Source organism: Azohydromonas aeria (assembly GCF_009760915.1).
GTDB lineage: Bacteria > Pseudomonadota > Gammaproteobacteria > Burkholderiales > Burkholderiaceae_C > Azohydromonas > Azohydromonas aeria.
This window is the reverse complement of sequence record NZ_VIDQ01000132.1, coordinates 1-12055: the sequence shown is the minus strand read 5'-3', so window position 1 is coordinate 12055 and position 12055 is coordinate 1. Positions and strand designations below refer to the sequence as shown.

Genomic DNA, 12055 nt, shown 5'->3' with positions numbered 1-12055 from the left:
CGCGGTTGGCGCCGCGGGCGCGGGCGCAGGCGCGGCGCCGCCCGGGGCCGTGCCGGCAGCGGGCGCGGCCTGCGCGTTGAGCTGCTGCAGCACCTTGTCGCGCGGGCCGAAGGCCGCGGCCTGGCCGTCGCGCAGCAGCAGCAGCTTGTCGGTCAGGCGCAGCAGCGAGGTGCGGTGCGCCACCACCACCACCGTGGCGCCGCGCGCCTTGCACCCGGCCAGCGCCGCGGCCAGCGCGCTCTCGCCGGCGTCGTCGAGGTTGGCGTTGGGCTCGTCGAGGACGAGCAGCTGCGGATTGCCGTAGAGCGCGCGCGCCAGGCCCACGCGCTGGCGCTGCCCGCCCGAGAGCGTGGCCCCGCCCGGGCCCACCGGCGTGTCGTAGCCCTGGGGCAGGCGCAGCACCAGCTCGTGGATGCCCGCGGCCTGCGCCGCGGCCACCACCGCGGCGGCATCGGGCTCGGCCAGCCGCGCGATGTTCTCGGCCACCGTGCCCTCGAACAGCTCCACGTCCTGCGGCAGGAAGCCGATGTGCGGCGCGAGCTGCTCGCGCGGCCAGCTCGCCAGGTCGGCGCCGTCCAGCCGCACCTTGCCCGCCTGCGGCGTCCACACCCCGGCCAGCACCCGCGCCGCGGTGGACTTGCCCGCCCCGCTGGGGCCGATGATGCACAGCAGCTCGCCGGGCTCGGCGCTGAAGCTGAGCTGGCGCAGCAGCGCCTGCTGCGAGCCCGGCGCGGCCACGCTCACCCCTTCGACCGACATCCGCCCCGCCGGCGCGGGCAGCGCCATGCGCTCGGGCGCCGGCGGCGCCACCGCCAGCAGCGCCTCCAGGCGCTGCTGCGCGTCGCGCGCGGCAGCGATCTGGCGCCACGCGCCGATGAGCATTTCCAGCGGCGACAGCGCGCGGCCCAGCAGGATGGACGCCGCGATCATCATGCCGCCCGACATGCGCCCTTCGAGCACCAGCAGCGCGCCCAGGCCCAGGCTCAGCGACTGGGCCAGGATGCGCACGAACTTCGTCACCGCGCCGATGCGCGCCGCCGCCACGCTGGTGCCGGCCTGCAGGTCCAGCGCCTGGTCCGACAGCTGCTGCCAGCGCCGCTGCACCGCGGGCAGCATGCCCATGGCCTGGATCACTTCCGCGTTGCGGAAGCTGTTGTTCATGTAGCTGGAGGCACGGGCGTTGAGCCGGTTGGCCTCCTGCAGCGGCGCGTGGGTGCGGCGCTCGCTCCACCACAGCAGCAGCAGCAGCACGACGCACGCGCCCACCAGGAACACGCCCAGCCAGACGTCGATCATGAAGCCCGCGGCCATGAACACCAGCGCGAAGGGCCCGTCGAAGAGCAGGATCAGCCCCGTGCCCGAGACGAACTGGCGCACCGTGGTCAGGTCGTTCATCGCCAGGCTCGGGTTGCCCCCGCGCGAGCGCGAGGCGTCGCTGAAGGCGGCCTCGAACACCCGCGGCGAGAGCTTGAGGTCGATGGCGTGGCTGACCTGCTGCAGCACCGCCGAGCGCACGTACTCCAGCGCCGCGTACATCGCGTACAGCCCCGCGGCCAGCAGCGTGAGCATCAGCAGCGTCATCTCGTTGCGGCTGCCCAGCACGCGGTCGTAGACCTGCATCATGTAGATCGAGGGCACCAGCAGCAGCAGGCTCAGCACGAAGCTGAAGACCCCCGTGGCCAGCATGCTGCCGCGCAGGCTGCGCAGCACCTGCGTGAGCTCGCTGCCGGCGGCCGGCGCGGCGGCGCCGGCCGCGGGAGAAGGGGGAGAGGGTCGGGTCATGGGGTGCTCTTCAGTTCAGGCCCAGCAGCTGCAGGGCGCGCGGCAGCACGTGGCGGTGAAAGTCGATGCGCCCGGCCACACTGTGCCGGGCCTGCTCGCGCAGCGCGCGGGTGTCCTCGCGCAACAGGCGTGAGATGTTCTCCAGCAGCGCGCCGCGGTCGAAGAAGTCGAAGAGCCGGCCATTGACGCCGTCCTCGATGAACTCCTGCACCGGCGCCGTGGCCGAGCCCAGCACCGCGCAGCCGCAGGCCATGGCTTCGAGCATCGACCACGACAGCACGAACGGGTACGTCAGGTAGCAGTGCACGCTGGAGACCTGCAGCAGCTTCACGTACTCGCCATAGGGCAGCGGCCCGGTGAAGTGCACGCGCGCCGGGTCAGGGCGGCCGGTCTCGGCCAGCAGCCAGTCCAGGTGCGTGGCATGCGGCTTCGGCGGCGGGCCGCCGTAGCTCACGCCGGTGGCCCCGGCGATCACGACCTGCAGCTCCGGCTCGCGCCGCAGCAGCTCGGGCAGCGCGCGCATGAGCACGTGGAAGCCGCGGTAGGGCTCCAGGTTGCGCCCGACGTAGGTCAGCACGCGGTCCCCGCGCGTGAGCACGCGCCCGCCCGGGAGCTGGAAGCGCGCGTGCGGGTCGGGCTGCAGCCGGCGCAGGTCCACGCCCTCGTGCAGCACCTCGATGAGGCCGTGAAAGCGCGCCGGGTAGCGCGAGCGCTGCCACTGCGTGGGGCTCAGGCCCTGGTCGCAGAAGGCCAGCGCCTGCAGCTGGGTGTTGTTCTTGATGCGCAGGCGCAGCCGGTCGTCGTCGGTGATCGGGAACTCGGGGTCGAAGCCCGCGTCGGCGCCCTCGCCCGCGTAGAAGAACTCGAACAGGTTGATCAGCCGCGCCTGCGGGAACACGTCCTTGACGAACAGGCTCTCGCCCCAGCCCGGGTGCGCCAGCACCACGTCGGGCGTGAAGCCCTCGCGCTTGAGCCCGAACAGCGCGCGCGCCACGTCCTGCCCGCGGCGCAGCGCGCGCTCGTGGTCGCGCAGGTAATGGTGGGTGTGGCGCCCGTCCTCGGCCGCAGGTGCGCGCTCGGCGTAGCCCAGCACCTTCAGGCCCGGCGCGAAGGCGCGGCCCCGGATCTGGCTGGCCGCGCCCAGCGCCACCACCTCGCAATCGGCGCGCGCCGCAAGCGCCGCTCCCAACAGCTTGAACTGGCCGGGAAAGTTCTGATGGATGAGCAGGATGCGCATGGAACCGGAAAAGCGGCCGCGGCGCCGCGCGGCCCTGGGGCCATGCGCCGGGTAGGCGCTGCCGTGGTGCCGGCACGCGCGGGAAGGCCGGAAAAGGTCGTCGTGTCGTGGTGGCGGGGGGCTGCCGAACGCCCCTCCCGGAAATCAGGGATTGCCCTGGGCGCGCGCAGTGTAGTCGCCGCTTGTTTCATCCGGCTTGCAGCGCCGCGGCAGCCGGCGCCGCAAACGGCGCCGTAGTTCACGCTCGCCCTGCCGGCCATGCGGCAGGGCCGGCGTCAGAACGTGCCCGGATAGGCCCCGCCGTCGAGCAGCAGGTTCTGCCCCGTGATGAAGCCCGCGTGCGCGCTGCACAGGAAGGCGCAGGCGGCGCCGAACTCCTCGGCCGTGCCGAAGCGCCCGGCCGGGTTCTGGCGCCGGCGCTCCTCGGCCACGTCCTCGATGCCGCGGCCCGACTTCTGCGCGGCGCCGGCCATCGTGACGCGCAGCCGCTCGGTGTCGAAGGGCCCGGGCAGCAGGTTGTTGATCGTCACGCCGCGGCCCACGGTCTTGCGCGCCAGTCCGGCCACGAAGCCGGTGAGCCCGCTGCGCGCGCCGTTGGACAGGCCCAGGATGTCGATGGGCGCCTTCACGGCCGCGGAGGTGATGTTGACCACACGGCCCCAGCCGCGCGCCATCATCGGGTCCACCACCGCCTTCATCAGCTCGATGGGCGTGAGCATGTTGGCGTCCAGGGCGCGGATCCAGGCGTCGCGGTCCCAGTCGCGGAAGTCGCCCGGCGGCGGCCCGCCGGCGTTGTTGACCAGGATGTCCACCTGCGGACACGCCGCCAGCGCCGCGGCGCGGCCTTCGGGCGTGGCGATGTCCCCGGCCACCGTGCGCACCTGCGCGCCGGTGCCCAGCGCGCGCAGCTCCGCGGCGGTGGCCTCCAGCGCCTCGGCGCCGCGCGCCGTGATCACCACGTGCACGCCTTCGCGCACGAGCGCCTGCGCGCAGCCCTTGCCCAGGCCCTTGCTGGCCGCGCACACCAGCGCCCAGCGGCCTTGAATTCCCATATCCATGCGTCTATCTCCAACGGTTGAGCAGCGCCACCCCGGCCAGTACCAGCGCCGTGCCCGCGACCAGCCCTGCCGAAAAGGGCTCGTCGAGCAACAGCACGCCCAGCGCGATCGTGGTCAGCGGCCCGATCATCCCCGCCTGCGCCGTGGCCGCGGGGCCGATGCGCTCGATGGCCATCATCAGCATGAGCACCGGCGCGAAGGTGCACAGCAGCGCGTTGATCAGCGACAGCCCCAGCACCTCCGCCGGAATGGCCAGCAGCGCCTGGGGCGGGCGCAGCACGAAGAACTGCGCGATGCACAGCACGCAGGCCACGCTGGTGGCCAGCCCGGTCAGGCGCATCGCGCCCAGGCGGCGCACCTCCTCGCCCGCGTACACCAGGTACAGCGCATAGCTCACCGCGCTGCCCAGCACCAGCAGCGTGCCCAGCAGCACCTGCGGCCCGGCCAGCGACGCCTCCTGGCCGAAGGCCAGCACCACCCCGGCATAGCTCACCGCCATGGCCGTGAACTGGCGCCAGCTCGCGCGCCGGCCGAACAGGAACCAGCCCAGCAGCAGCACCAGCGTCGGGTTGAGGTAGAGCACCAGCCGCTCCAGCCCGGCGCTGATGTACTGCAGGCCCTGGAAGTCGAGGAAGCTGGCGAGGTAGTAGCCGCTGAAGCCCAGCAGCGTCACGGCGCCCCAGTCGCGCGGGCGCAGGGCGCGCTGCCCGCGCCCGGCCCACCAGGCCAGCAGCAGGAACAGCGGCAGCGCGAAGGCCATGCGCAGCATGATCACCGTCACGGCGTCCACGCCATGGCGGTAGGCGAGCTTGACGATGATCGCCTTGCCCGACAGCGTCGCGGCGCCGACGGCCGCCAGCAGCAGCCCGGGCCAGGCGCGCTGCGTCTCGGCGCTCAGGGAGGAGGAAAACATCGGCCAGGGAGCCGCCTGAGCGGCTGCAGATCGTCGCGGCTGGGCGTCCCGGGCGGGGTACTGCGGGGTCCGGGCCGGCTGCATTCCGGGGTGGCGCGCCGCGCCGCGGCGCGTGGGCCTCACCGCGCGGCGGCCGCCGCCCGGATCAGGCGTGCTTGCGTCCCGCCTTGCGCGCTGACTTGAGCACCGCGTGCTTCTGCGCGCCAGGCTTGCGGGCCTGGGCCTCCTTGCCCGCCGCCGCCTTGGCCAGCACCGGCTTGCGGGCCTTGGCGGCCGCCTTGGCGCCGGCCTGGGCGCTCACGGTCTTGGCCTTGACCTTGGCCTGGGGAGCATGGTGGCCGGTGGCGGCCTGGGCGCCGGCGGACAGCAGCACGGCAGCGGCCAAGGCAATGATCTTCTTCATGAATTCTCCGGATGAGAAAACCGCAAGGCTCAGCGCATGAGCCCGCTGCGCAGCGTAACCGATTGCATCAGCGGCCCGCGCCGGCGTTGGCCGGCCGCAACGCGGCGGCAGTGCGGTATTCAACACAAGCACGGTTTGCCTGTGCCGCGCCGGCGCCGTTCACAGCCCCGACTGCTGTATCAGCACCGACAGCGCGGACTCGACCCAGATCCGGCCCAGGCTCTCGCGCCGGCCCTGGAAGTGCACCTGCACCGCCTGCACGGCCTGCACCGGCGCGGCATCGGCGCCGTCGAGCGAGCCCTCCACCTGCACGCGGAACCACGCCCCGGCCGGCTTGAGCTCGCGCCGCGGCACGGTGGGGTTCAGCGCGATGGCGCCGCCATGATCCTGGGCCAGCAGCAGGTGCGGCAGCCGCGTCACCGGGCTGTCGTCGATGCCGGCGACCCGGCCGGCGAGCTTCCTGAAGCGCCCCTGCGCGATCACGACCGCCGGCGCGCCCAGGGCCAGGCGCAGCCGGTCGCGCTCGGACACCAGCGCCTCCACGCGCCAGCGCCGCCCGTCCACCACCAGCGCCAGCGGCCGTGCCGCGCCCACCCAGGCCCCGGGCCGCAGCGCCGGGTCCAGGTCGCGCACCTGGCCTGCCTCCAGCGGCAGCAGCCGCAGCCGCTGCAGCTCGGCCTCGTGCGCGCGGCGCTGCGCGTCCCAGCGCGTGGCCTGCTGCTCGGCCACGGCCTCCTGCGCCGCGCCGTCGCGCTCCATGCCCAGCGCGCCGCGCGCGGCGCGCCCGTAGGCCGCGGACAGCGCGCGCGCCTTGTCGCGCTCCTGCTGCTGCGCCGGGGCGGTGAGCTCGGCCAGCAGCGTGCCGGCGTCCACGGCGGCGCCCTCGGCCATGGCCATGTGCTCCAGCCGTGCCGCATAGGGCGCGAACACCGGCTGCTCGACGGCCGCGCGCAGCACCCCCGGCGCCGCGATGCCGCCCCACCACGGCGGCAGCAGCACCAGCAGCGCCGCCCCCAGCAGTGCCAGCGCCGCCACCCGGCGCCGCGGCGCCACCTCGGCGCGACGCCGCCACCACACGCGCAGCTCGGCCCACAGGGGTCGGATCACGAACACCATGATCTCCACGAAGAACAGGAACACGCCCAGCGCCTTGAAGAAGGCGTGGTAGACGACGAGGGCGATGCCCACGAACAGCACCAGCCGGTACAGCCAGGTGGCGAAGGCAAAGGCGGTGAGCGCGCGCCGCCACGCCGGCGCCAGCACCTCCGGCACCGGGTCGTCGAAGCCCGCGATGGCCTTGCGCAGCGCGTGGCGGCCGAGCCGGCCGGCGCGCTCGTGCAGCCCGGGCAGGTCCAGCGCGTCGGCCAGGATGTAGTAGCCGTCGAAGCGCATGAACGGGCTGGCGTTAACGGCCAGCGTCAGCACCCACGCCGTGGTCGCCAGGAAGAACAGCGCGTTGCGCAGGCCGCCGTCGGGCACGAAGCTCCAGGCCAGCGTGCACCAGGCCGCCAGCGCCAGCTCCGCGCCGATGCCGGCCGAGGCGATGGCCAGCCGCCGCCGCGGCGAGCGCATCCAGCTCTCGCCGGTGTCGGTGTAGGGCATGGGCCACATCACCAGCAGCGCCACGCCCATGTGGCCCACGCGCACGCCCAGCCGCGTGGCCACCAGCGCGTGGCCCAGCTCGTGCAGCAGCTTGGACACGAACAGCGCGCCGGCGAAGCCCAGCACCCCGTCCCAGCTCAGGGCGCCGCGCAGGTTGGCCTCGACCGCGTCGAGCTGGCGCAGCGCCAGCAGCACGCCCGCCAGCGCCGCCAGCGCCGTCAGGCCCAGGAAGCGCCGCGTGAACAGCCACCCCGTCCAGGGCAGCAGCGCCTGCAGCAGCCGCGCCGGGCGCAGCAGCGGGATGCGCACGAACAGGTAGTTCTGCAGCAGCCAGCGCCACGCCGGCAGCGGCGCGCGCGCGCGGCCGCGCTGCAGCAGCTGGTGCGTGGCCAGGAAGCCGGCGAAGTCGCGCACGTCCTCGGGCGTCGGCGCCAGCGTGGTGTGCCGCTCGATGTCCCGGGCGATGGCCTCGGCGCTGCCCAGGTGCCAGCGGCGCAGCATCTCGAACTCCAGCCAGCCGATGCGGAAGAACAGGTTGCGCACCGGATCGCCCACGTGCCAGGCCGGCGAGCCGTCGCGGTTGCGCCCGCCGTCGTGCAGCTGCAGCTCCTCGCGCAGCGCCGGCCAGGGTGGGGGCGCGGCGGCGGAGGGCGTCAGCATCCGCACCACTCCCGCGCCGCGGCCAGCGGCCGGCGCAGCACCAGGTAGCCCAGCACGGTCCAGTCGCCCGAGATCCGCGCCGTGCCGCGCAGCCCGATGCGCGCCTCGTGCCCGGGCTGCTCCAGGGTGCCGCGCAGCACGTAGCTGGCCACGCCGTTGGGCGCTTCCACCGCCTGGTAGCCGGCGGCGTCCAGCCGCGCCGCCAGCGGCGCCAGCGGCGCCGTGCTCAGGAACAGCGTCATGGGCGCACCGGCGCGCAGGTTCACCGCCTCCTGCACCGGCGCCCAGGCCTGCAGGCCCAGCGCGCCGGGGTCGGCCAGCAGCCCCAGGCGTTCGCCGGTCTGCACCGGCCGCCCGGCCCAGTCGTTGGGGTCGGAATAGACGAACACGCCGGCCCCGGGGGCCTTGATGGCGAGCTGGTCCAGCTCGCGCTGCAGCGCCTCGGCATCGACCTCGCGCTCGCGCAGCCGGCCCTCGGCCAGGTGCAGCTCGGCCTTGGCCTGCTGCGAGTCGATGGCGCGCTGCGAGGCCTGCAGCAGCTCCAGCCGCGCCGACGCCAGCGCCGCGCGCGCCACCGCCAGGCGGTTGTGCAGCGTGCTGTCGTCGAGCTCGGCCAGCACCTGGCCGGCGGCCACCGGCGTGTTGGGCGCCACCGCCATGCGCCGGACGACGCCGTCGCGCGGCGCGGCCACGACCTCGCTGCGGTTGGACACGACCTCGGCCGGCACCAGCGCGTACTCGCGCACGGGCGTGAGCAGCAGCAGCAGCGGCAGCAGCGCCAGCGCCCAGCGCAGCCCGCGGCGCGCCCAGGCCTGCGCCAGCAGCGCGCCCAGCGAGCGCCGCCGCTGCGTCAGCGCCCACCAGGCATGGCCGTAGGTGGCGGCCAGCTGCAGCAGCAGGTACTCGGGGGCGGCGGCGTCGAACTCGGCGGGCCAGGCCTCCTCGCGGGCCAGGAACAGCGCCGCGCGCACGCGGCCGTCCGGCCCGGCCAGGCCCAGCACCCAGACGGCTTCGGGCAGCCACTCGCCCCAGGGCTCGGCCAGGGCGGGCGGCAGCAGTGACGGCGCCAGCGCCAGCACGCGCGCGCCGGGGGGCAGCGCCTGGAGCTGCGGCCGCAGGTGCTCGGCCACCGCCGCCAGCCAGCGGGCATAGGGGGCGTCGGCCTCGACGTCGGACAGCCCGGAATGCGCGGCCAGCGCGGCGCGGCGCGGCGGCGCGCCCAGCGCCACCAGCGCGGCCTGGCGGTAGGGCACCAGGGCGCGCGTTTCATTGCAGAAGACGAAACCCAGCTCCGCGGCGGTACCCGCGGCATGGACCTTGGCGACGAGGGCGTGGAAGACGGGATCGATCATGGGATGCGCGGGGGCGACGGCGGGGCCCGCCTTGCGGGCGCGCCAGTGTGCGCACCGGCCGCGCCGGCCGGTGCGCCGAACAGCGCGGCTTTTGCGCCCCGGCGTTGCCGGATGCAACCGCCGCGGCCGCGGCTGCGACTGCGGCGCCTCAGGGCGTCGGGGCCCGGACCTGCCCGCTCATGCCGGGCAGCACCGCGCCGCCACCGTCCACGTCGGCCTCGATCTCGATGGTCTGGCTCACCGCATCGACCCGGCCGGCCATGCGCGTGACCTTCAGCGCCGCGGGCGCACCGGTCTCGTCCACCACCGCGTCGAGCACCTTGCCGACCTTGAGCCACGCCAGCCACTGCGAGGGCACGTTCAGCCGGGCCTTGGGCCGCCCGGCGCTCACCAGCTCGATCACCGGCGCGCCCGGGTTGACGCCCTGCCCCACCTTGACGTGCACGCGCGCCACCTTGCCGTTGAAGGGCGCGACGAAATTGCACTGCGCCAGCTGCGCGTCGGCGATGCGCACCTGGCTCTCGGCCTTGTTGACGTTGGCCGCGGCCAGCTCCACCTCCACCTCGGCGGCCGACTGCAGCCCCTGCAGCTTGAGCTTGGCCTCGTGCTGCACGCGCGCGGCCTCGAGCTCGGCCTGCGCCGCGCCGCGCCGCGCCTGGACTTCGGCGCAGTCGAAGGCGGCCACCACCTGGCCGGCGCGCACGCCGTCGCCCAGGCCCACGGGCAGCCGCGCGATGCGCCCGCTCACCGGCGCCGACAGGATGGTTTCTTGCGCCGCCGCCACCAGGAAGCGCACCGGCGCGGCGCGCGCCGCGGCCGGGTCCGCCGCCGTGGCCGGCAGCGCCGCCACGAGGCCCAGCACGGCCGCGGCCAGGACGGCGCGGGCCAGGACGAGGTACTGCTTCTTCTTCACTTCATGATCCTTGGGTTGCGCAGCCGCGCTCACTGTGCCGCCGCGCCGCCTTCCCGCGCGGCGGGCGCGGGGTCGCTGGAGAGGCGGCGCAGCTCGCCCATCACCGACAGCGCCGCGGCCTCGGCCAGCGCCGTGACGGCGCGCGGCGTGGTCTCCGCCGGCAGCACGCTGGCGTAGCGCTGCTCCAGCAGCTGCCGCCCGCCGGGCTCGGCCAGCACCATGCGCCACTGCGCGCGCCCGCCCGTGGCGGCGCGGCTGAAGGCCAGCGTCAGCTGCAGCGCCTGGGCGTCCGTGCCGATGGCGACGTCGTTGCGCGAGAGCACGCGCTCCACGGCGGCTCGCACCGCGGCGTCGCCCACGGGCGCCGGCACCTCGGCCACGCGCACCGCCACCGCGCGCCGCGGCACCGGCGCGGCCACCGGCTGCACGAAGGCGCTGCCCTCGGTGGCCCGCAGGCTGCGCCCCACCGCGGCGGACAGCGTCGGGAGGTCGGTGCCCGTGACGGTGTCGGGCAGCAGGTCCACGCCGACGGAGTTGAGCACCCGGCCGTAGGCGGCCTGCGTGGCGGCGGTGGCGGTGGCGAGGTAGAAGCGCGAGACCAGCGCGCGCGCGTCGGTGCGCAGCGTCTCCAGCTCGCTCTCCAGCCGGTTGCTGCTGCCCGCGGCGGAGATGCTGGCCAGGCGCTGGTCCACGCGGCTGGCCTCGGCGGCCAGGTCCTCGTCCACCACCGCCAGCCGGTAGCGCTCCACCGACACGCGCAGCTGCGTCAGCACCGCCATGCCCAGCGCCAGGCGCCGCGCGTCGTCGGCCTTGCCGCGCGCCTCGTTGGCGCGCTGCAGGGCCGGCAGCCCGGCCAGGCGCAGCAGGTTCATCGACAGGCTGATGCCGCCCTCGGCCCAGCTGTTGTTGTAGAGGTAGCCGTTGGAGTCCCAGCGCGGGCCGGCGTAGAAGTTCAGGCTCGGGAACAGCGCGGCGATCTGCCGCTTGGCCTCGACCACGCCGATGCGCGCCTTGTAGTCCTCCTCGCGCAGCTCGGGGCGGTTGGTCAGCGCCGCGAGCTCCAGCTTGTCGAGGTCCAGGGGTGCCGCGGTCAGCCGCGCGCCGGGCTCTTCGGCCAGCGTGAAGCCGGTGCCCGGGGGCAGGCTCATCAGCGCGGCGAGCTCGCGCTTGGCGAACTGCATCTCCTGGCGCTTGGCGTTGACGACGGTCATCGCGTCCAGCAGCGCGCGCTGGTAGCCCAGCGCCTGCGACGGCGGCAGCACGCCCGCGCGCTCGGCCTCGCGCGACTTGCGCAGCGCGTCCTGGATGCGCCCGGCCAGCGCGTCGGCCTCGCCCAGCAGCTGCTGCGCGCCCAGCGCGCGCCAGTAGGCCGTGCGCACGTCCTGCACGATGTTCTGCAGGATCTTGCGGCGGCGCTCCTCGGCGATGTTGACGTCGTCGGCGGCCTGCCGGGCGCGGTAGTAGCTCAGGCCGAAGTCCAGCGCGTTCCACGACAGCGTGGCGCGCTCGTAGTGGTGCGAGCGTTCCTCGGAGGTGGACGGGCGCAGGCTGATGACGCGGTCCTCGATGCCGATGCTCGTGCCGCCGGAGTCGTTGTTGCGGTGGTTGTAGCCGGCATCGACCACGAGCTTGGGCAGCAGGTCGAGCTCGGAGACTTCCAGCAGCCCGCGCGACAGCGCGCTCTCCATGAGCTTGAGCCGGTAGTCCAGGTTGTACTTGAGCGCGCGCGCCAGGGCCTCGGAAAAGCCGATGGGCGCCGCCACGGGCTCCTGGCCCTGGACCATGCGCGCCTGGTCGTCGCGCACGCGGCGCGACACCTCGTCGTCGCTGAGCTTCACGGGCGTGACGCTGCAGCCTGCCAGCAGCAGCGCCGCGGCCAGCGCGCTCCAGGCGGGCACGGCTCGGAAAGGCTGGTTCGGGTTCGGTCGTTCAGTCATGGGTCGTTCTTGGTGGTATTCGTTGCTTGCAGCCCGACGGGATGCGTGTCCTCAACTCCGGGCTGCGGGCACCCTGATGCGCGTGGCCATGGGCTCCGCGGCCGGCCCGGGGGCTGCGCCGGCCAGGCCGGCACGCTCGCCGGCCTGCGCGGCCAGCAGCCGGGAAAAGCCCGGCGCGGCGGCGCCGCGCGGCACGGC

General features: G+C 74.8%; 9 protein-coding genes. All 9 read right to left on the bottom strand.

Annotation, left to right across the window (positions count from 1 at the left end):
• Nucleotides 1–1782 (bottom strand): type I secretion system permease/ATPase (locus FJ694_RS34750; protein ID WP_157272094.1); only part of this gene is annotated, 1782 nt, incomplete at its 3' end.
• Between the two features lie 10 nt (nt 1783–1792).
• Nucleotides 1793–3019, bottom strand: a complete 1227-nt coding sequence (locus tag FJ694_RS37875) for a glycosyltransferase (RefSeq protein WP_157272093.1) — start codon at nt 3017–3019, stop codon at nt 1793–1795.
• Between the two features lie 275 nt (nt 3020–3294).
• On the bottom strand, nt 3295–4077 hold the full coding sequence (locus tag FJ694_RS34740) for an SDR family oxidoreductase (RefSeq protein ID WP_157272092.1): 783 nt from the start codon (nt 4075–4077) through the stop codon (nt 3295–3297).
• A 4-nt stretch (nt 4078–4081) separates the two neighbouring features.
• Nucleotides 4082–4990: a DMT family transporter gene (locus tag FJ694_RS34735; RefSeq protein WP_157272091.1), complete on the bottom strand. Its 909-nt coding sequence runs from the start codon at nt 4988–4990 to the stop codon at nt 4082–4084.
• A 145-nt stretch (nt 4991–5135) separates the two neighbouring features.
• Entirely contained in the window at nt 5136–5393 is a 258-nt protein-coding gene (locus tag FJ694_RS34730) for a hypothetical protein (protein ID WP_157272090.1), read from the bottom strand.
• A 159-nt stretch (nt 5394–5552) separates the two neighbouring features.
• Nucleotides 5553–7655, bottom strand: coding sequence for a site-2 protease family protein (locus FJ694_RS34725; protein WP_157272089.1), 2103 nt, complete (start codon nt 7653–7655; stop codon nt 5553–5555).
• On the bottom strand, nt 7649–9007 hold the full coding sequence (locus FJ694_RS34720; protein WP_157272088.1) for an efflux RND transporter periplasmic adaptor subunit: 1359 nt from the start codon (nt 9005–9007) through the stop codon (nt 7649–7651). The genes FJ694_RS34725 and FJ694_RS34720 overlap by 7 nt, the downstream gene beginning before the upstream one ends.
• A 148-nt stretch (nt 9008–9155) precedes the next feature.
• Nucleotides 9156–9920, bottom strand: coding sequence for an efflux RND transporter periplasmic adaptor subunit (locus FJ694_RS34715; RefSeq protein WP_157272087.1), 765 nt, complete (start codon nt 9918–9920; stop codon nt 9156–9158).
• A gap of 29 nt (nt 9921–9949) precedes the next feature.
• Nucleotides 9950–11857, bottom strand: a complete 1908-nt coding sequence (locus FJ694_RS34710; RefSeq protein WP_157272086.1) for a TolC family protein — start codon at nt 11855–11857, stop codon at nt 9950–9952.
• Between the last annotated feature and the right edge of the window lie 198 nt (nt 11858–12055).